At 43.9% G+C, this 20,318-nt stretch carries 15 protein-coding genes and 1 pseudogene; 13 read left to right on the forward strand and 3 right to left on the reverse strand.

Features of this window, described 5'->3' with window-relative positions:
- Window positions 1-13: 13 nt before the first annotated feature.
- The gene (locus tag ACTNBF_RS09920) at window positions 14-313 is read left to right on the forward strand and encodes a SymE family type I addiction module toxin (protein ID WP_106788984.1); all 300 of its coding nucleotides are present in this window, start codon (window positions 14-16) and stop codon (window positions 311-313) included.
- A 340-nt stretch (window positions 314-653) separates the two neighbouring features.
- Here ACTNBF_RS09920 and ACTNBF_RS09925 read toward each other — a convergent pair whose 3' ends face one another.
- Together ACTNBF_RS09925 and ACTNBF_RS09930 are read right to left on the reverse strand one after the other, a co-directional pair.
- The gene (locus tag ACTNBF_RS09925) at window positions 654-1,262 is read right to left on the reverse strand and encodes a helix-turn-helix domain-containing protein (RefSeq protein ID WP_441089183.1); all 609 of its coding nucleotides are present in this window, start codon (window positions 1,260-1,262) and stop codon (window positions 654-656) included.
- Between the two features lie 257 nt (window positions 1,263-1,519).
- The gene (locus ACTNBF_RS09930) at window positions 1,520-1,708 is read right to left on the reverse strand and encodes a hypothetical protein (protein ID WP_441089184.1); all 189 of its coding nucleotides are present in this window, start codon (window positions 1,706-1,708) and stop codon (window positions 1,520-1,522) included.
- A gap of 263 nt (window positions 1,709-1,971) precedes the next feature.
- Here ACTNBF_RS09930 and ACTNBF_RS09935 point away from each other — a divergent pair, with 263 nt between their 5' ends.
- The 12 genes from ACTNBF_RS09935 to ACTNBF_RS09990 all read left to right on the forward strand — a co-directional run bounded on the left by ACTNBF_RS09935 (window position 1,972) and on the right by ACTNBF_RS09990 (window position 18,618).
- Complete coding sequence (locus ACTNBF_RS09935) at window positions 1,972-2,811, forward strand: NBR1-Ig-like domain-containing protein (RefSeq protein WP_441089185.1); 840 nt, start codon at window positions 1,972-1,974, stop codon at window positions 2,809-2,811.
- Between the two features lie 2 nt (window positions 2,812-2,813).
- Window positions 2,814-3,023 carry a helix-turn-helix domain-containing protein gene (locus ACTNBF_RS09940; RefSeq protein WP_441089186.1) on the forward strand — a complete coding sequence of 70 codons (210 nt, stop codon included), beginning with the start codon at window positions 2,814-2,816 and terminating at the stop codon, window positions 3,021-3,023.
- 21 nt (window positions 3,024-3,044) lie between these two features.
- Window positions 3,045-3,968: a HamA C-terminal domain-containing protein gene (locus ACTNBF_RS09945; RefSeq protein WP_441044072.1), complete on the forward strand. Its 924-nt coding sequence runs from the start codon at window positions 3,045-3,047 to the stop codon at window positions 3,966-3,968.
- Window positions 3,968-6,589, forward strand: coding sequence for a DEAD/DEAH box helicase (locus ACTNBF_RS09950; protein ID WP_441089187.1), 2,622 nt, complete (start codon window positions 3,968-3,970; stop codon window positions 6,587-6,589). Before ACTNBF_RS09945 ends, ACTNBF_RS09950 begins: the two co-directional genes overlap by 1 nt.
- An 84-nt stretch (window positions 6,590-6,673) precedes the next feature.
- Window positions 6,674-8,530 carry an N-6 DNA methylase gene (locus ACTNBF_RS09955; RefSeq protein WP_441089188.1) on the forward strand — a complete coding sequence of 619 codons (1,857 nt, stop codon included), beginning with the start codon at window positions 6,674-6,676 and terminating at the stop codon, window positions 8,528-8,530.
- Entirely contained in the window at window positions 8,527-9,669 is a 1,143-nt protein-coding gene (locus ACTNBF_RS09960; RefSeq protein ID WP_441089189.1) for a restriction endonuclease subunit S, read from the forward strand. Before ACTNBF_RS09955 ends, ACTNBF_RS09960 begins: the two co-directional genes overlap by 4 nt.
- Window positions 9,670-9,713: 44 nt before the next feature.
- Window positions 9,714-12,854, forward strand: coding sequence for a type I restriction endonuclease subunit R (locus ACTNBF_RS09965; protein WP_441089190.1), 3,141 nt, complete (start codon window positions 9,714-9,716; stop codon window positions 12,852-12,854).
- Between the two features lie 24 nt (window positions 12,855-12,878).
- On the forward strand, window positions 12,879-15,380 hold the full coding sequence (locus ACTNBF_RS09970; RefSeq protein ID WP_441089191.1) for an AAA family ATPase: 2,502 nt from the start codon (window positions 12,879-12,881) through the stop codon (window positions 15,378-15,380).
- Window positions 15,377-16,417, forward strand: a complete 1,041-nt coding sequence (gene mcrC, locus ACTNBF_RS09975; protein ID WP_441089192.1) for a 5-methylcytosine-specific restriction endonuclease system specificity protein McrC — start codon at window positions 15,377-15,379, stop codon at window positions 16,415-16,417. The genes ACTNBF_RS09970 and mcrC overlap by 4 nt, the downstream gene beginning before the upstream one ends.
- 8 nt (window positions 16,418-16,425) lie before the next feature.
- Window positions 16,426-17,160 (forward strand): hypothetical protein, encoded by a 735-nt coding sequence (locus ACTNBF_RS09980; RefSeq protein WP_441036838.1) that lies wholly within the window; start codon window positions 16,426-16,428, stop codon window positions 17,158-17,160.
- A gap of 91 nt (window positions 17,161-17,251) precedes the next feature.
- Window positions 17,252-17,596, forward strand: coding sequence for a type II toxin-antitoxin system MqsR family toxin (locus tag ACTNBF_RS09985; RefSeq protein WP_441036839.1), 345 nt, complete (start codon window positions 17,252-17,254; stop codon window positions 17,594-17,596).
- 17 nt (window positions 17,597-17,613) lie between these two features.
- Entirely contained in the window at window positions 17,614-18,618 is a 1,005-nt protein-coding gene (locus tag ACTNBF_RS09990; RefSeq protein WP_441036840.1) for a type II TA system antitoxin MqsA family protein, read from the forward strand.
- Between the two features lie 60 nt (window positions 18,619-18,678).
- Here ACTNBF_RS09990 and ACTNBF_RS09995 read toward each other — a convergent pair.
- A pseudogene (locus tag ACTNBF_RS09995) lies at window positions 18,679-20,064 on the reverse strand (DNA polymerase); the annotation flags it as partial.
- Window positions 20,065-20,318 lie beyond the last annotated feature (254 nt).

Below are 20,318 nucleotides of genomic sequence, written 5' to 3' on the forward strand. Positions count from 1 at the left end.
GGAGGAAATCATTATGTCGAAGAAAAGAAGTATTAAGGTCTATGGGCAGAGCGGATACAAGTACCGGGAGACACCTACCATCATGCTGAAGGGTAAGTGGTTGAAGGAGGCTGGTTTTGACGTTGGGGATTATATTTCCGTCACCTGCGAGGATGGTAAGATAGTAATCGCCCAGGATGCCGAGAGAGCTGCTGTGAAGGCCGCTGAGGCTGAGTTCATGGACAGGGAGATGAAAGCCTTACAGAAGAGATACGAGGCGGAGAAGGTCAAAATTCGAGCTCAGATGGTGGCAGAACAGGGAGCGAGGTGGTGAAGATGTTTACCACTGAAGAGCTACAGGCGATCGACACTGAATACTTTAGGATGATTGTCATGGATCCATACGATCTCACAATCCAGTCAAAGTGTACCGGTCACTATTGGTATTTACACAGCACCGGTTATTCGAGTGACGGGTCGTGCATTATCTTTCACAAACACCGCTATCAGCATCCGTACCATCAGCATGGGCGGGCACGGACATTGCGACAGGCGGTCAAGTCTATCAAAAATCATGATGTCTATCAGATCACTGTAAGAGGTCATAAGTAAAATAGGGGAGCACACTACCGATGCCGGTAATGTGCTCCCTGTCTTTTTGTCAGAGGATGAGTTTAGATGATATCCTCCATAAATTTGAGTGTAAGCACCTGAATCTTCCTTACCCAGTCGATCACTGTGGACTTCGGCACTCCGAGCTCCTTAGCGATTTCGCGGCGTGAGAGACCGTCTGAAAGCAGTTTAACTACCGGGGCATATTCCGGACAGATTGCTCCGACATAGCCCATAAGCTCCTGAAGAAGTTCCAAGTAACGTTCGGCACTGCCATAACCTTCGGGTGCAACCGGCTCATAAGCTTCTTCGACGCCGTCTTCATTTGACCAGGTCAGATCGCTAAAGGTCAGAGTTCCGTAGCCTTTCTTGTCAAGAGAGTGATAGAAAGGGCAGTCGTTGCACTTATTGCTTTCAGGGCAGCGGATAGCATGTCCTTTGCCGTCACTGATCTGGCAGCGCTTATCGCGATCCTCAGCCTTGAATTCCTTGGAAAAAGAGCTGAGATACGAATCGTACTGCTCCTTGGTTCCGGGAACGAGAATGACGGTACACATGCGGTTACCAATTCTCCACATGCGGATATCCTTCATGGAGAATCCATAATCCAGTGCAGCTTCGATGGTGGTGACCATCGGAATTAATACTTGATCTTTGTCTTTGTTCGTCATGAGATTTCCTCCTGTTTGACGCGGAGGAAACCGCATGGCGATATTCTGTTGTCTTAATCAGTCGGCCATTCATACAGGTATTCCTCCTGTTTTGCTTGAATAGCCAGCTGTTCTGCTTAAGGCTGGTGTTTACTTGTTACTTCACACTGAAACCGGCAGAACCTCCTTCAGCGCTAAAGGTAGCGTTTTCAGTGTGAAGAGCCTTTATTCTGTCATGCTCGGGACGGATGACTTGCAGGAACGTCTTCCTGTTTGCCTTAGTTGTCGTTTGCCATCAGGTACAGTTCGCTGAAAGCTGCTTCATAGTCGCTTGGATCAAGATCTTCTGCACAAGTGGCTCCGAATCTTTGGAATACGGATTTTGCTACATCTTCTCCGTATTCGTTTACGACTTGATTGGCTGCATCCTGAATGCTGATGAGCAAATCTTCGTGAGAACAGAACATGTACTTTACCTCCAAATTCTGTCCGCTCAATCTGCTGGGCCCAACGTTAGCAGACGATTTCAAATGAAAAGTCTGTTTGAGTCGATTTATAACCAAAGACCGCCAAAAACATTGATTTATGGAAGCGATTATGGTAAAATATATTTTGAGTTTTTGTACCCTTTCGCTTATCCTTTCCTCTTTTCATCTGATGGTTTAAGGATACCAAGCCAAAAAGGGACTTTCAGCGGGGCAAAGCCTTGAAATAAAGGGACTTTTCGGAGATGAGTAATGTGATTGTGATAAAAGCCTATTCTGATACGGTAAAAAAGAGCTTTGGGTCATCCATGAGTCAGGGGCGGTTCATGAGAGAGGTATTTAAAGCTTCTGGATATGATCGTTTTCCAAGTTCATCAGATGAGGATTATGCGAAGAAAATATGCAATGGATCGAAGCCTATTACAGATGACATGATTGATGGCTTTCCCAGACCATATCGGATTGAAGAGCTTGCAAATTATTTTTTAACCCATATAGATAAAAAGAAGGTATCAACCATTGCGAATGCCTTCAAAGTTGCTGACAAATCAATAGATTTGGACTGCTTGTGTAAAGCTCTGGCTGCCCAGTTTTTCGGTTTGGTTGAGGTCGGAGGTGCGGATCATGCGGCGGATGATATTGTTGCATCGTCATATAGGAAACTTAGAGATGGAGCTGACATCAAGACTGTTATAGCAGCACCGTATCATTCAGGAGACCGAGCGTGGATAGTGAATGGGCAGAGATCCCGGCACTATGACAAGGGGTTTTACGAAAAGTTTGATCATGTGTGGCTGATAAGAAATGACGGAAAAGTACCTTGGAGGGATCGACGGCTTGTATGTCTGACGAAAGAGAGCCAGTCTATTAAGACAGATGTGTATGAGATAGATGTACCAGATACCGATCCTGGTGAAACGGCAGAAGTCATAATACAGGTTGACGCAAGAGGAAACGAGAACACTTTTACAAGTACGTGGAAAATGGAAGATTCATCGGGGAATGATTGTTTTCCGAGTGAGAAATGGTTGTTTGAATTTACAGTTACAGTAGCTAATAAGTCACGGGAGTCAACGGAGGCATAGTGATGAGTGACAACACAATTGAAAAATGGTCAACACTGAAAGAAGTTCAGGAGCATCTGGGCGTAGGGAGAGAAACCATCCTACAGTGGATTGCTAAAAAGAATATGCCTGCTTATAAGATGGGGAGGCTATGGAAATTCAAGTTGTCGGAAGTAGATGAATGGGTAAAATCCGGAGAGGCTGCCGATAATAATTCGAGTGCAGAAGATTAATGTGAAAGGCGGAGAATTGCAATGGCGGATCAGGTTTTAAGTCGAACTTTAAACCAAAAATTTGATACCGTTTTTGAAGAGGTCACCCATCAGGAGACACTGAATCTCTTGAATCGTAATGACCTTAAGTTGTTCTGCCTTGATATTGAAACAAATCAGTTTAATTACGATCCGCTTGTGGAATTCCTGGAAGATAATCTGGGGATGTATGTATTTTCGAGAGCTGAGCTGGATGAGCTGGTCGATGCCGGAAAAGACAGGACGGTCGCGCTTAAGGCAGTAAGAAAACTGATAAAGACTGGCAATCCAGGAGAAAAGGGAACCGGAAGTGAACTTGGAGAAATCCTTGACTATTGCTTCTTTGAACACGTTCTGGAAGCTCCAAAGATTTTGAGTAAGTATGAGCAGGTAACAGCCGGAGGTACCTACAAAGCACAAAGCGAAGGGGTACATCTTTTATCCGTTGGAAGTGCTGGGACCCCTGCGTATCAGCTGGTATATGGCGCATCCGGTATTATAGATGATATTCAGGATGCTATTGATAAGGCTTTTGAAGAAATTGCAGCAGTGTCTAATGGCCAGAGAAAAGAACGGCAGGTCGTAGACAGCACTGTGATGGGACGCTCTTTTGATGAAGATACTACTGCGAGGTTGAAAGAAATACTGCTCCCCAGCAAAACAAGAATACCAGTAGATAACGCCTATGGTATGTTTATCGGATACACCATAGGTCTGGATCCTAATCAATACACGAATGATCAGTACCGAAAAGCAGTTCAGGATAAGATGGTTCTCGATATACAAAATCATGTTCAGTATATCGTGGACAAAATTAACAGCTTAAACCTGAGCCGTAGCTCTTTCTATGTGTATGTGCTGCCATTAAATAAGGCATTGGAAGACAAGAAAGAGATTATGGACAGGCTGCTTGGAGGTGACGACTAATGCCGGATATTACAGAAGCGGATAAGCCGCTGCGGCTGGCAGATGCTATATACAAGGACATCCTAGATAACGACTATCTGAAAGAGCTGTACGATAAGATTTTGCGTTGCTATACGATCAGGAGGTTTGGCAAAGGGCAGGACATTCCCACAGAAACCGAAAAGATAGACACATTGAGATTCGCGGATATTCTTTCAAAATCGGTATTCTCAGATGATTCGGAGATCCATAAGTCTCTGGCACAGGAAATAGTGACCATACTGGATTTTCTTTTTCCTAATGATGAGGATGTGTCGTTTTATGCCGGATCTGTACTTACGAATACAGCGAATTTCCGAGGAAGAGATATTTTGTCTCCGGATTACAAGGGAAGTTCCTTGTTTGAAAGGCTATATTCGGAGTTGATGAAGGAATACCTTGAGGTGCCAGGGGATGAGGAAAAGCATTTCTTCAGATCGCAAAAACAGGTATACGATCATTTTAATGATCAGAGCTTCAGCTATTCGGGTCCGACATCAATGGGAAAATCATTTGTGATGCAGACATTTATCCGGAATCAGGTTATGGCTGACAAGGGATCAAATTTTGCGATACTAGTACCGACGAAAGCTCTGATCAATGAGGTTACGAGCGAGCTTACGAAAGCGCTGAAAGGCTTTTTTACAGAAAAAGATTATAGAATAGTCACTTCTGCCGGTGCAGTTGTGCTGAAGGATTATCATCACTTCATTTTCATCATGACACCGGAGAGAATGGCATATCTGCTGACGTTATACAGTAATATGCCACTGGACTATATTTTTATAGATGAGGCACATAAGATATCCTCTAAGGATTCGAGAAGTGCGTTCTACTATTCCGTAGTGGAAAAACTGAGCGCAAGGCAGACGAAGCCGAAGTTTATATTCGCTTCGCCGAATATACCGAATCCGGAAATATATCTTCAGCTGATCCCGGATAGTGTAGAAGTGGAAAAAAACAAGTTGTCCACCAATTACACGCCGGTGAGCCAGATGAAAATACTGGTGGATATTAACAGGGGTGAAGTCAAATACTACGACTCAATACGCAGGTGTCTGACGTATGCTGCGAAGCTGGACCCAAATGAGGGATTTTATGATCTGATCAGAAAGCTTGGTGAAGGATCTAAGAACCTGATTTATTGTCATTCCAAAGCAAGAGTGACAGAGTATGCCCAGAGACTGGCAGACATGATGCCACCATTAAATGATCCTGATCTCGATGCACTTTCCGATGAGATAAAGGATGTAGTGTATGACGATTATTATCTGGCAAAGACAATAAAGAAAGGTATTGCCTATCACATGGGATACCTTCCTGCAGCACTCAGGCTGAGAGTGGAAGAGCTTTTCCGGCAGGAAAAGAAGATCCACACCATCGTATGCACCAGTACGCTTTTGGAGGGCGTAAACCTTCCTGCGGACAATCTGTTCGTAACACACTACATGAACGGCAGAAATGAGCTGGATGAGGTTTCGTTTAAGAATCTGCTTGGACGTGTTGGAAGGATTCAATACAACCTGTACGGCAACGTATATCTGATGACATTGGAAAAAGATGCTGATTCACAGAAGTATGTTGAGATGCTTCAGAAGGCTGTGCCGGAACAGGAGTTGTCCGTCAGCAGAGCATTGACAAAGCATCAGAAAAAGAAAATCGTTGAGAGCTTGATTCAAGGGAATATGGAGCTTGATAAGACAAGCACTCAGAACCAGAATGAGTATTCCCTGATGAGGAAAATTGCTGTCATGTTACTCAGAAGTATTCTGAATAACAAGGACAGCAGAATCCGAAAAGAGTTCGGGGATTATCTTACAGAAGAAGCGGTCAGTAAGATCAAGACAGCTTTTGAAGGGAAGGAACAATCACTGGAGGACCTTAATGTTACGCTTGATCAGTCAGAACGACTTTATCTGGCAATTAAAGAGGGACTGCGATATCCAAAAGTAAATGCTTATGGATATGTTTCCAATGCCGAGCTGATGGGCTTCCTGGAAAAGCTGGGCGAAATCTTTAACTGGGAGAAATATGAACGTTCCTTGATTGGCAATAAGGATGATAACGGAGAACATCCTGTCCTGAAACGGCATGCTGTATCACTGTCTAAGTGGTTCAAAGGAATGAGTATTCAGGAAATGATTAAGGACTCTATAGAGTATAAAAAGACAAGTGGACAGAAGGTGTACATGCCGGATCATTCAAGGGAAGATTACAGGGATTGCCCTGAGCATAATAATCAGATTGCGGCTGATGTGCTCAGTGAAATAAATGATGTGATCCTGTTCAGCTTCTCCAATTACTTTATGGCATTTTCATCAGCCTATAAGGATTTCATAGGGCAAGAGGCTTTTGGGAATGATTGGTATGAGTATGTTGAGTACGGCTCAGTTAATCCGCTGACGATTATGCTGCAGCGTAACGGCTTTTCAAGAGAGGCTGCTACATACATTACTGATAACAGGAACAAATATGTAAAGGATACACTGGACGGTCAAAGACTGAGAAGATCTTTACTGGACTGTAAAAAGACGACGGTACAGAGAGAGGCACAGCTGATAGAAATCAGTATGCCGGAGTTGTATCTGAAGAATCAGGAATGAGTCCGTTTTTTAGGACAGCATAAAGAATAGAATGAAAATGAAGGAGTGTAAGCTCCGCAGAGACAAACAGTTGGAGGAAAGAGAATGGACAACAAGAGCATTAAAAAGTTGGAGACAGACCTTTGGGAAGCTGCGGATCTATTACGCCAGGGATCAAAGCTGACTTCTCAGCAGTACTGTATGCCGGTACTGGGGTTGCTGTTCCTGAGATATGCATATAGCAGATTTAAGAAGGTGGAGGAAGAGATCCTGAAGGACAGACCGGTCAGGAATGGTCGTGTGATGCCTGTAGAAGCTTCTGACTTCGCAGAGAAGAGTGCACTGTATCTTCCGAAGGAAGCACAGTATTCATATCTTGTTAATCTGCCGGAGGATATTAAGGCAGCGAATATCATTGCTGAAAATGGGCAGCAGATGAACAGCCTGGGAGAGGTCGTGAACCATGCGATAGAGCTGGTTGAGGCTCAGTCTGAACAGTTGGCCGGCGTTCTTCCGAAAGAATATACCAATTTTGCTGATGATCTGCTGGCTGAGTTACTACGTATCTTTAACAATAATGCTCTTGATGATGTGGGCGGCGATGTAATTGGACGTATCTATGAATACTTCCTCAGCAAGTTTGCTCCGGCAGTAGCTTCTGATGACGGTGTGTTCTTTACACCGAAATCGCTCGTAAAGATGATCGTAAATATTCTGGAACCGACTTCCGGGGTGCTGGCGGATATTGCTTGCGGAAGCGGTGGTATGTTCGTACAGTCCGGCGATTTCGTTAATAGTAAGGGAATGTCTGCTAATAAAGCTATGACGTTCTATGGACAGGAAAAGGTAGAGTATAATGCTCAGCTCTGCCTTATGAATATGGCGGTTCATGGGTTGACCGGTGTGATCAAGTCCGGAAATGAAGCCAACACTTTCTATAATGATGCCCATAATCTTGTGGGATGCTGTGATTATGTGATGGCAAATCCGCCGTTCAATGTGGACAAGGTAAAAGCAGAGGCTGCTCAGAATGCGGGAAGATTACCGTTCGGTTTGCCGGGCGTGAACAAGGCGAATGAAATCGGCAATGCAAACTATCTGTGGATCTCTTATTTCTATGCCTATCTTAACGAGACTGGAAGAGCCGGTTTTGTTATGGCTTCTTCAGCAACAGACAGCCAGGGAAAAGATAAGGATATCAGAGAGCAGCTAGTCAAGACCGGTCATGTGGATGTCATGATCAGCGTTGGTAATAATTTCTTCTACACTAAGAGCCTGCCTTGCAGTTTGTGGTTTTTCGACAAGGGAAAGGCAGAAGACCTTAAAGACAAGGTGTTGTTTATCGATGCCAGAAATTATTTCACGGTTGTAGATCGTACCCTTAATGAATGGAGCGACTGGCAGCTGAAAAACATGAATGCCATTGTGTGGCTGTATCGTGGAGAAACTGACAAGTACCAGCAGCTTATTGAGGAATACCATTCTGTTTTGGGAGATGGTGATTTTGAGGAGATCCTTCATGTTCAGGATAATTGTATTAAAGAACTGAGAAGTGAGGCTAAGGCTGCTACGGACTCCGCTGCAAAAAAGGACAAGAAAAGGATCCAGGCCGAGTTTGATGAAAAGATTGCCGAACAGGAAGAACAGCTCACGATAGCCAAAGAAGCCGTATGGCTTTACAGCAAATTCGGTGATGGCGAGTATCAGGACATTCCCGGTCTTTGCAAGATCGCATATACAACAGAAGAAAATAAACCAGAAGAAGACGGCACAATTTCTATAGAAGAGAAAGGCTGGTCACTGACTCCGGGTGCGTATGTTGGTGTCGCTCCGGTAGAAGATGATGGAGTTGATTTCAATAATCGCATGAAAGAGATTCAGAAAGAACTCCTTGAATTGCAAGAGGAGAGCAATCGTCTTATAGAGATTATCTCCCGCAACATGGAGGAGATGGGACTATGAATTGGGAATATGTGACATTAGACAAATTAGGAGATGTTTCACGAGGAAAATCAAAACATAGACCGAGAAACGATGCTTCTCTGTTTGGGGGAGATTATCCCTTTATACAGACAGCTGATGTGAAAGATGCACCTTTCTATATTACTTCGTATAGTGATACTTACAATGAAAAGGGCTTATCTCAAAGCAAGTTATGGAACAAAGGAACACTCTGTATCACAATAGCTGCAAATATAGCAGACACAGCGATATTGGGGATTGATGCTTGTTTCCCTGATAGCATAATGGGGTTTATTCCGCATAAAGGGGTTTCGGATGTCCGATTCGTGAAATACGCTTTTGATATGCTACAGAGAGATATGCGTCAAATCTCACAAGGCACTGCGCAAGACAATCTTTCATGGCAGAAGTTGTCTACAATAATGTTTCCAAAGCCTCCGATTGATATCCAAGAAAGAATTGCTGACGTGCTGGCGGCATATGAGGATTTGATTGAGAACAATCAGAAGCAAATCATATTGCTGGAGGAAGCAGCACAGAGGCTGTATAAGGAATGGTTTATGGATTTTCGCTTTCCGGGATATGAGAATACGGAGATTGATAATGGCATTCCAACTGGGTGGCATATGGGAACGTTAGGTGAAATTGTTGAATTCCGTAGGGGGAAAACAATAACTAAAGCCCAAGTCAAGGAAGGAAATGTACCTGTAGTAGCTGGTGGTCTTGAACCTGCGTATTACCATAATGAAGCTAATACCAAAGCTCCAGTAATAACAGTAAGCGGCTCAGGTGCAAATGCAGGTTTCAGTAGAATGTATCACGAAGATGTATTTGCATCAGATTGTTCTTTTGCTGACATTCAAAGGACGAAGAGCATCTCCTTTGTATATTGTTTTCTTAAGGCGAATAAATACCAGTTAGATGCGCTACAGAAAGGTTCCGCTCAGCCTCATGTATATGCGAAAGATATAAATGCAATGGAAATGCTGATTCCACAGTCAGAGCTGATTACTCATTATTGTGCAAAGGCGGATGTGCTGTTCAATAAAATCGGTATCTTGCAAAAACAAATGGCTGCGGCTTCTGAAGCGCGTGACCGTCTTCTTCCAAAGTTAATGTCGGGTGAAATAGAACTGTGAGGTCAGTATAAACCTCAGAAACGATTACAAGGAGGGCATCCCTTATGAAATATGAATACTCCGAAAATGTTTTAGTCCAGGACAGTGCGGCAGCTCTTATGCATGATGAGCTGGGGTGGGATGTCGTCTTTGCCTATAATCAGGAAGTGCTGGGAGATAACGGTACTCTCGGCAGGAAGGACTATCATGAGATAGTCCTGTGGAGATACTTCAACCAAGCGCTGAAGAAACTGAATCCGTGGATTACGGATACACAGATCACAGAAGCAAGGCAGACACTTTCATCATATCTTTCTTCAGCATCGTTGCTTCAGATCAACGAAGAGAAGTATTTCATGATCCGTGATGGGATTCCGGTGACTGTTAAGAAGCCAAACGGCAAGACCGAAGAGAAGAAGGCCATTGTAATCGATTTTAATGATCCTGATAATAATCATTTCCTTGCCGTAAAGGAACTGAAGATTCATGGAGATCTGTATCGCCGTCGGACGGATATCGTTGGTTTTGTGAATGGCCTGCCATTGTTGTTCATAGAGCTGAAGCGGAATGACGTGGATGTAGAGAATGCATACACAGACAACTACACAGACTACCAGGATACGATTCCGTTCCTGTTCTTTTACAACGCCTTCCTTATGCTTTCAAACGGCATGGAAGCAAAGGTCGGAACGCTTGGCAGTAAGTATGAATTCTTCCATGAGTGGAAACGTCTTTCAGAGGATGATGAAGGCAGTGTTGCGCTGGAAACCATGCTCCGAGGTATCTGCAAGAAGGAGAAATTCCTTGATCTGTATGAGAACTTTATTCTTTATGATCATTCCGATGGAAAGACTGTAAAGATTCTGGCAAGGAACCATCAGTATCTGGGAGTAAATGAAGCAGTGAAGGCATATGGAGAACGCCAGCTTCGTGAAGGAAAGTTGGGTGTTTTCTGGCACACGCAGGGATCGGGCAAGAGTTATTCTATGCTGTTCCTGTCGCAGAAGATTCGCAGGAAATTCCCTGGATCTCCGACGATTGTTGTATTAACAGACCGTGATGAGCTGAACAAGCAGATCTGCGGAACTTTTGAGGCTTGCGGCCTTCTTGGCAAGACCGAGGGCAAGAAATTTATGGCGACAAGCGGAACGGATCTGGTCAATAAACTGAAAGGGAATCCGAGCTTCATATTCACACTGATCCAGAAGTTTAATAAGCCGGATGAGCCGCCAATCTATCCTGATCATGATATCCTCATTATTTCGGACGAAGCGCACCGCAGCCAGTATGGCGTATTCGCTGATAATATTGAAAAGTTACTTCCTACAGCATCCCGCATCGGATTTACCGGAACACCGCTGTTATCCTCCAACGAGATTACGGCCAGAACATTTGGGGGCTATATTTCTGTATACGACTTTAAGCGTGCTGTAGAAGATAAGGCTACGGTTCCGCTTTATTACGAAAACCGTGGCGATAAGATAAAGGAGATCAAGAATCCGGATATCACGGATAAGATCCTGGATGCCATTGAAGAAGCGGATCTGAATCCGGATCAGGCAGAAAAGGTGATGCATGAGTTTGAGAAGGAAGTGCATCTTCTGACTGCAGAGCCGCGTCTGCGTGCTATCGCCAAGGACTTTGTCGGACATTACAGTGATCTTTGGACTACCGGCAAGGCTATGTTTGTCTGCCTGAATAAGGTTACCTGTGTCCGCATGTACAACTTTGTACAGGAGTACTGGCAGGAGGAAATCAAAGCACTTGAACAGAAGATTGCAAGCACTGTTTCTGATCAGGAGCAGATGGAGCTGGCCAGGAAGCTGAAATGGATGAAGGACACCGAGATGTGCGTGGTCATCAGCCAGGAACAGAATGAAATCCAGACCTTTAAGAAGTGGGATTTGGATATTCTGCCGCACAGGACAAAGATGGAGAAGCGGGAGTTGGATAAGGAATTTAAGGATTCCGATAGCAATTTCCGTGTTGTGTTCGTCTGTGCGATGTGGCTGACCGGTTTCGATGTTAAGTCACTGTCTTGCCTGTATCTGGATAAGCCGCTGAAAGCCCATACGCTGATGCAGACAATCGCCAGGGCGAACCGTGTTGCTGCCGGCAAGAGCAACGGTCTCATCATCGATTATATAGGGATTGTTGGAGCGCTGAAGAAGGCGCTGAATGACTATACGGCAAATAAGAACGGACGGAATGCAATCGATCCGACCGTTAATAAAGAGGAACTGATTGGGCAGATTATAAGAGCTGCCGCAGATGCAAAGCAGCTGTTGGCAGAGCGTGATTTTGACTTGGATGGGTTGATCAAGGCTGAGAATTTTAAGAAAATGGCTTTGCTCAAGGACGGAGCAGAAGCAATGTGCTCTGATCCGGAGACTAAAAAATCTTTTGATACATATGCGAACGAGATCAACAGGCTGGTTAAGTATCTTGACCGTAATGATGTTACGCAGGATGTCCGTGATCAGACGGATGCTATCTGCGCTATTTTCCGGGAGATGCAGAAGAAGCGTAAGCATATTGATACGACAGATCTGATGGTGGAGATTAACCATATCATCAATGAAAATGTGGAGATTGAGCATCAGGAAGGCGAAGGTCTGGTGGAGTCCCGGCGCTTTGATATCAGTCAGATTGACTTTGATCTGCTGGCAGCAGAGTTTGCAAAGGTGAAGAGAAAGAATCTGATGATCAAAGACCTGAATGATCTGGTGCAGGAGCGCTTATCAAAGATGATGGCTGTAAATCCGTCACGCGTTGATTATTATGTCCGCTATATGGGAATCATCGAGACCTATAACGCGGAGCAGGATCGGACGACCATAGAGAAGACCTTTATGGAGCTCATGGATCTGGCAAAGAGTATGTCAGAGGAAGAACAGCGATATGCCCGTGAAGGATTCTCCAGTGATGAAGAGCTGTCGATTTATGATCTGCTTTTCTCAGAGAATCTGTCGAAGAGCGATATAGATAAGATCAAGAAGATGTCCAAAGACCTGCTTCAGAAAATAAAGGAAAGAATCGCCGGTATGGATCACTGGACGGATAAGCAGGAGACCAGGGCAGCAGTTGATGTTCTGATCAGAAATGTGCTTTATGAAGAGATTCCGGACAGTATGTTTGATCGGCTGGAAGCATACCGGAAGGCTATATATGAACATATTTATACGCACTACAAGCAGGCGGCGTAAGAAAGATAACAGGAGGCTGGTATTATGGCAGAACAATTCAAATGGGTGGGCTTCTATACGGAGTTTGCAACCAAGCTACTGGAATACAAAAAAGACAGAGGTTCTCTGATTGAGAAGCTTCAGAAAGTGTATTCCGACATTGGAATGAAGCTTCCGAAGCTTGAAAAGGATAATATTCCAAAGGATATTGATCCTTTTACCATCTTTGGATTGTTTAATAAGGGCATCACCGACGCGAACCGTGTAAGCATCCTTGGCGGAATCAAGGCTGAATTCGATATTGCAGCAGAGGTTCCGGATGATTTTTCTGGAATCCCTGTTCTGAACAATATGATGGCTACATTTTATGCGTTTGAGGGCGATGACCGTCGCAAGGATGACGATATAGACAATCTTTGGACTGCATTTGAAACTGCCATCAACCTGGCGGAGAGAGATTCTGAAGAGAGCAGAGCAGCATTTATTTCAGCCTATGATCAGGTTAAGTCTCAGTTTGCTGTTCGGTGGAATCTTACGATGGGGCTGTACTGGATCCGCCCATACACTTTCATCAATCTTGATTCCCGAAACAGAGAATTTATGAGTAATCCGGATAACATATCTGCCAATGTTGTTGCGGAGATGAAAAGCCTGAAATCAGTTCCTGCTGCTGAAAAATATCTTTCTATTCGTGACAAGTGCCAAGCTGCAATAGACTCTGGAGAGTATGGCTATTCATCGTTCCCTGAGCTCTCTTACAAGGCGTGGGTTGTATCTGTTGAAAACAGTGAGATGGAAAAAGAAGCTAAAACTGGGAAGTCGAACGCAGCTTTTCTAAGATGGTTCAGACCTGTACTTCAGGCTCTGCGTGATCTCGGAGGATCGGCTACGCCTGAAGATACACGAAAGAAAATAATAGAAAACGAGAACCTTTCTGCTGAGGAAGTAAATGCAACACGCGGAAAAAACAATGTCAACAAGTTTGAAAATGAAGTGGCTTTTGCCAGAAGTTATCTGGTAAAGGCAGGTTTTATAGATAACAAGGTTTATGGTATCTGGACGCTGACGGATAAGGGGCAGACTGTAGAGATGACAGATGAACTTGCCTCTGAGATATTCAAGAACGGCGTGGCGGATAATGCAGCGAAGAGCAAAGAAAAGAATTCCCTTGGCGACGCTGATGTGGCGACAGTTCACTATTGGCTTTATGCTCCGGGAGAGGGCGCTTCCATGTGGGAAGATTTTTATTCCGCTGGAATAATGGGTCTTGGCTGGGATGAGCTTGGTGATCTGAATACATATGCCAGCAAGGATGAAATGGCTCAGAAGCTGAGAGATATTCACGGTGGAGATTCATCATATAAGAATTCTGCACATGCTGTGTGGCAGTTTGTTCATGACATTAAGCCTGGAGATGTGATTTTTGCTAAGCGTGGTCGCAGTGAGATCCTTGGACGCGGAGTCGTAGAATCGGATTATGAGTATGATGATAATCATGATGGAGAATATCCGAATATTCGTAAGGTGAAATGGACTCATAAAGGTAGCTGGCAGAGCGATGAAATGTTTGCCATGAAGACTCTGACAGATGTCACAAACTACACTGATTTTACGAATAAAATATCAGGATTCTTCGAGGACGGTATTGAGGATGAAGAAGAGGATACAAAGGTTATTGATTATCCGGCGTATTCTGTTGAAGACTTCTTGAATGAAGTATATATGGATGAAGAATCCTACTACAAACTCGTTGGAGTACTCGACAGTAAGCTGAATATCATCCTGCAGGGAGCACCTGGTGTGGGTAAAACCTTTGTGGCAAAACGTCTTGCATATTCTATTATGGGAGTGAAGGATGTAGACCGCGTTATGATGGTTCAGTTTCACCAGAGTTATTCTTATGAGGATTTCATCATGGGATTCAGACCTTCTGCTGACGGATTTGATATAAAGACCGGCGCTTTCTATAACTTCTGTAAGAAGGCTGAGAGAGACGGTGATAATAAGTATTTTTTCATCATCGATGAAATCAACCGTGGAAATCTGAGCAAGATTTTCGGTGAGCTTTTTATGCTGATTGAGAATGATAAGCGCGGAAGCAAGAACAAGTTGCAGCTATTGTATCGTGATGAAATGTTCTACGTGCCGGAGAATGTTTACATCATAGGAATGATGAATACTGCAGATCGAAGCCTTGCAATGCTGGATTACGCTTTACGCAGAAGATTTGCATTCTTTGATTTGAAGCCGGGATTTACCACAGAAGGATTCCGTGCTTATAGAGATAGTCTCGACAATAAAAAGTTTGAGGCACTTGTAGGATGTGTACAGAGCCTTAACGAGAAGATTACAGCGGATGAGTCGCTGGGTGAAGGCTTCTGCATTGGTCATAGCTATTTCTGTAATATGGAACCAGATGAAGTGACTGATGAGAAGCTCCAGAGCATTGTTGAATACGAACTAATCCCGATGCTGAAGGAGTATTGGTTTGATGAACCACTGAAGGTCAAAGAATGGAGCGATAACCTAAGGAGTGCTGTTAAGTGATAAGAATTCAGAACATATACTATATGCTTGCCTATGCTTTTCAGGTTCTGAATGAGCAGGGCTATAAGAATATAGCAACGGAAGAATTTGATAATACTGCTGAGCTGTGTGCTGCAATCCTTGCAAGAGGAATCAGCACTCAGGTGAAGCGCGGTCTTGGGAAGGAATACATACCTCAGACTGAGGCTTTATCATCACTTCGCGGAAAACTGGATATTTCTGAATCTATCAAGACACAAACATTTCTGAAGAAGCAGATGATCTGTTCATATGATGATTTTTCCGTGAATTCTGTTATGAATCGGATCATCAAATCCACAGTTCTTCTTCTGTTAAAAGGGGACATATCCAAATCAAGGAAAAAGGAACTGAGGAAACTGATGGTTTTCTTTGAGGACGTGAATGTTATTGATCTTTATTCTGTGAATTGGAATATGCAGTATAACCGTAATAATCAGACATACCGTATGCTAATTTCCATCTGCTATCTTGTATTTAAGGGTTTGTTGCAGACTCAATCCGATGGTACAACGAAGCTGATGGATTTCCTAGATGAGCAAAGAATGTACCGCCTGTATGAGAAATTTATTTTGGAATATTATCGAAAAGAGCATCCGGAGCTGACCGCTAATGCATCTCAGATCCCGTGGCAACTTGATGATGATTTTGGAGACATGCTTCCGGTTATGCAGACAGACATAATGCTGACAAAGGAAGAAAAAACTCTGATTATTGACGCGAAGTATTATGCACATACGACACAACGTCAGTATGATAAAAACACACTTCATTCCGGAAACCTGTATCAGATATTCACCTATGTAAAGAACAAAGAAGTAGAGCTGGCAGATCAGCCACACAAGGTCGCAGGGATGCTTCTGTATGCAAGGACAGATGAGGAAATCTATCCTGAGAAAGAATACCGTATGAGCGGAAATCAGATTGGAGTGAGAACGTTGAATCTGGACGGAGATTTCGATATGATCAAAAACCAATTGAACGAGATCGCGGAGAAATTCTTCGGGGAAGCTGCGTAGGTGATTGTATGCAGGATAGATATGCCGGTGACATCGGCGATTATGGAAAGATTGGGTTGCTCAAAGCTTTGCAGACTCAGGGATTATCTGTCGGAGTGAACTGGTACCGTGTCGAACCGATGGATACAGAGAAAAAAGCGGATGGCACATATAAGCAGGAAGATGGGAAATATCTAATTCCTGAATATTTACAGGTATGCGATACTCCGCTGGCAGAGCAGCTGACAAAGATCGCAAAGTCGAATAATCGCTCCATCAAGAGCCTGGAAAGAGGAGATTTTATTCCTGATGCAAGATATTATAGTGAACCGATTACTGTTGCCGGACGCGATGAATGGCATAAGAGAGCTCTGGTTTTATTAAAGGGATTGGATATTGTCTTTATGGATCCGGACAACGGTATGCTTGTAAAGTCGGTAGGAAAAAGATCGGCTAAGAGTATAAAGTATACATTTTATGAAGAGGTGGCGGATTATATTAGACAGAAGCAAAGCGTTTTGATATATAACCATCGGAGCAGAAAACAGGAAGATGCTTACTTCCGTGAGCTCAGCGAAAAGCTTGGAGGAATAACCGGGGTGCCAGAATCGAGGATATTGAAAATTACATTTCCGAGATGTTCCGTCAGAGATTATCTGGCGGTTCCTGTATCGGATGTGCATCGAGAAAAAATAAAAGCTGCATTTGTCAGTATGGATCAAGGGATTTGGGGAAATACAGGTATGTGTAGGATACCACGATAAAGGTGATTCGTCATAATGCGGTCATATGACCGCATTTTTCTTGACTTTTTAGGATTCTTGAGTATAATATAAAGTACACGGAGGTATCTGAGTGAGTAATCAAGCAAGCAACGGGCAGATTGTAGCATATCTTGCTGAGGTCAAACGGCTACTGTCTGCAGGAAAATACGATTTTGTTCCAAGAAGAAAAAATATGCAAGCATTGGCGCAACATGGTCTTACTATCACAGATGCAAAAAATGAGATTTTAGGGCTTGTTGTCGGTGATTACTACAAAGGCCCTAAGCAGGATCATGATCCTAATCGTCCTGGAGACATTTGGGAATTCAAAAAAGATATTGATGGAATGCAATTTTATGTAAAAGTAAAAATTGTTCAGGAGAACGGAGAAGATATCCTGAAATGTATTGGATTCCACGAGGACGATTTTGCTTAGGAAAGGAGGTGGCGTCGATGAAGAAATATTGCGAGGAATGTGGAAAAGAAGTCGGGACTAAGGTAGTTTTTAAGAAAGAAACGTATGATGTTTGTGGAGAGCCAATCGAAGTTGATGCCCAGATATTGGTTTGTGCTGAGTGTGGAGAAGAGTTCTATTGTGAGGAATTTGATAACGCCACGCTTATTAATGCATACAACGAATACCGTAGAAAGCATAAGCTTCTGCTGCCAGAGGAAATTAAGAAAATAAGAGAACAGTATGGGCTCAGTCAGAGGAGTTTTGCTAAGCTCTTGAACTGGGGAGATAAGACTATCTGTAGATATGAGAATGGCTCTATCCAGGATAAGGCTCATAATAGTCTTCTTCTATTCTTGCGTGAGCCTGAAAACATGAGGACATATCTGACGGAGAATGAGATTGTCCTTGATGAAAGGCAAAAAGCAAAACTGCTTGATACTGTTGATAAACTTGAGCAAGATACGGAATATCGAGTTGGTAGACGGTTCTTTGATTTGTTTTTCTCCAGAGTTCCTTGTGAGGAAAATGGATTCAAGGGGTTTGATTATGAGAAGCTCTGCGCCATGGTTCTGTTTTTTGCGAATAAGAGCACTGAATTACTAAAAACAAAGCTTATGAAGTTGCTCAACTACTCAGATATGATTTTCTATAAAGAAAATGGAGTATCAATATCTGGCTTGAAATATGCGCATCTGCCTTATGGACCAGTGCCAGATCATTTTGATATGATTCTTGGAAAAATGGCAGCAGATCATATTGCCCACATCGATGTATTTTATGATGGCGGCTATGAAAAACATCAGGTAGTTCCAGAGTGTGATATACCTGAAGGTGTGCTTTCTGATGCAGAGATAGAAGTACTGAACCGTATATACGAGAAGTTTAAGACCTTTGGATCAGTGGAGATTTCCGACTACTCACATAAGGAGAAGGGATATAAAGCCACAAAGACGGGAGAGACTATTTCCTATGCATACGCAATGGATATTCAATTGAATTGATGTAAATAAAAAGTTGAAGCAGCGGCCTCCGGCGATGAACCGGGAGCCGCTATTTTCATATCAGTCTTTTTTGTAAAAATTAGTCTCATAGCCATCGGCACGGAGCAGGATGTCCGGCATCCAGTCCGGAGATCTGCCCATCTGCTTGCAGATCACATCCAGATCAACATCAGGGCTGCATTCGATGATCAGCTCATCATGAACGTGACCGACGATAAAGCAGTGCCGGAGCGTTTTCATGGCGTAGCAGAGAATGTCGCGGCTGACTGCCTGGACGATGTTCTCCACGAACTTCGGACCGTAGGATTCGATGCGTTCCCACTTCTTGGTGGAGCCAACCCCTTCGTAGGTGACGGATTCTCCGCCATATTGGTTTTCTCCAATGCGGGGCTTCACGTAGGAGAGCAGTCGGCCTGACGGGAGCTTGATGAAGAGCATTCCGCTCTTATAAAAGAAGTGGATTCCGCGTACTTCAGTCTGAATGCGCTGCGTGATCGTAGTTTTGACAGCGTGGTCAATGTCCCACCAAAAGGCTGTGATCATCGGGTTGGAGTTTCGCCAGGAGTTGACCAATGGCTGCAGTTCTTCTTCGGTCAGTCCCATTTCCAAGGCTCCCATTGACTTCAGAGCACCAACGCTGCCACCGTATCCGAGAGCCAATTCTGCAATCTTACCTTTCTGTCGAAGATGACCATTGATTCCATGCTTTTCAACCGGGACGCCGAACATCTGGCTGGCGGAGGCACAATAGATATCTTTGCCTTCCGCAAATACCTTGGAGCGCCAGGTCTCACCAGCAAGGTGAGCCAGCACTCTGGCTTCGATGGCAGAGAAGTCGCTGACAATGAACTTGTATCCGGGACGGGGCACGAAGGCTGTCCGAATCAGCTGCGACAGCGTATCCGGGATATCATCATAGAGCAGCTGCAGAGTATCATAATCGCCGGATTTAACAATGGCTCTGGCTTCTGTAAGATCCGGCATGTGGTTCTGAGGAAGGTTCTGCAACTGGATCAGCCTGCCTGCCCATCTTCCGGAGCGGTTGGCTCCGTAGAACTGGAACATGCCGTGGGCTCTGCCATCATTGCAGACAGCGTTCTGCATAGCCTGATATTTCTTCACAGATGATTTTGCAAGCTGCAGGCGGAGCCGAAGGGCTTCTTCCACCTGGCCGTCAGTATCATCGATCAGCTTTGCCACATCCTTCTTTCCGAGGGATTCTGCTTCCACGCCGTTCTCTGAGAGCCAGGCTTTCATCTGAACCACACTGTTCGGATTCTCTACGCCGGTGATATCCTGCATGGTTTCGGAGAGGGTAGCTTTGGAACGTTCATCAAAGGTGATGGCGTTTTCTACCACATCCATATCCAGAGCGATGCCTCTGTTGTTGATCTCCTGATCAAGATGATATTCATCCCAGATGAAGTCCGGGACAGGGTATTTCGATTATCCGAGAATTATTATTATTCGAGAAGTTTCACATTGACTCACTCTTGTGGGGTGATTACCCAAATCTTCTCGAATAACGATATATAGCTTATCCTTATTATGAAACTATTTCATGATAAGGAGGTATGCAATTATGCCAAAACACATTAAAACATTTGAAGAACTCGAAGTAGAACTTCTGGACAGAATGAAGGCTCGTGGATGTACACATATAACAGTTACAGGATACCGATATTTATGTAACAGTGTTA

Origin of the sequence: Bariatricus sp. HCP28S3_A4, from assembly GCF_052066395.1 — a bacterium.
Lineage (GTDB): Bacteria > Bacillota > Clostridia > Lachnospirales > Lachnospiraceae > Allocoprococcus.

Excerpts from the sequence above, each read along its gene's own strand:
- ACTNBF_RS09960 (WP_441089189.1), top strand. The coding sequence starts at position 8,527 with ATGAATTGGGAATATGTGACATTAGACAAATTAGGAGATGTTTCACGA.
- ACTNBF_RS09935 (WP_441089185.1), top strand. The coding sequence starts at position 1,972 with ATGAGTAATGTGATTGTGATAAAAGCCTATTCTGATACGGTAAAAAAG.
- ACTNBF_RS09970 (WP_441089191.1), top strand. The coding sequence starts at position 12,879 with ATGGCAGAACAATTCAAATGGGTGGGCTTCTATACGGAGTTTGCAACC.
- ACTNBF_RS09930 (WP_441089184.1), bottom strand. The coding sequence starts at position 1,708 with ATGTTCTGTTCTCACGAAGATTTGCTCATCAGCATTCAGGATGCAGCC.
- ACTNBF_RS09940 (WP_441089186.1), top strand. The coding sequence starts at position 2,814 with ATGAGTGACAACACAATTGAAAAATGGTCAACACTGAAAGAAGTTCAG.
- ACTNBF_RS09980 (WP_441036838.1), top strand. The coding sequence starts at position 16,426 with ATGCAGGATAGATATGCCGGTGACATCGGCGATTATGGAAAGATTGGG.
- ACTNBF_RS09920 (WP_106788984.1), top strand. The coding sequence starts at position 14 with ATGTCGAAGAAAAGAAGTATTAAGGTCTATGGGCAGAGCGGATACAAG.
- ACTNBF_RS09990 (WP_441036840.1), top strand. The coding sequence starts at position 17,614 with ATGAAGAAATATTGCGAGGAATGTGGAAAAGAAGTCGGGACTAAGGTA.
- ACTNBF_RS09925 (WP_441089183.1), bottom strand. The coding sequence starts at position 1,262 with ATGACGAACAAAGACAAAGATCAAGTATTAATTCCGATGGTCACCACC.
- ACTNBF_RS09945 (WP_441044072.1), top strand. The coding sequence starts at position 3,045 with ATGGCGGATCAGGTTTTAAGTCGAACTTTAAACCAAAAATTTGATACC.
- ACTNBF_RS09955 (WP_441089188.1), top strand. The coding sequence starts at position 6,674 with ATGGACAACAAGAGCATTAAAAAGTTGGAGACAGACCTTTGGGAAGCT.
- ACTNBF_RS09950 (WP_441089187.1), top strand. The coding sequence starts at position 3,968 with ATGCCGGATATTACAGAAGCGGATAAGCCGCTGCGGCTGGCAGATGCT.
- ACTNBF_RS09965 (WP_441089190.1), top strand. The coding sequence starts at position 9,714 with ATGAAATATGAATACTCCGAAAATGTTTTAGTCCAGGACAGTGCGGCA.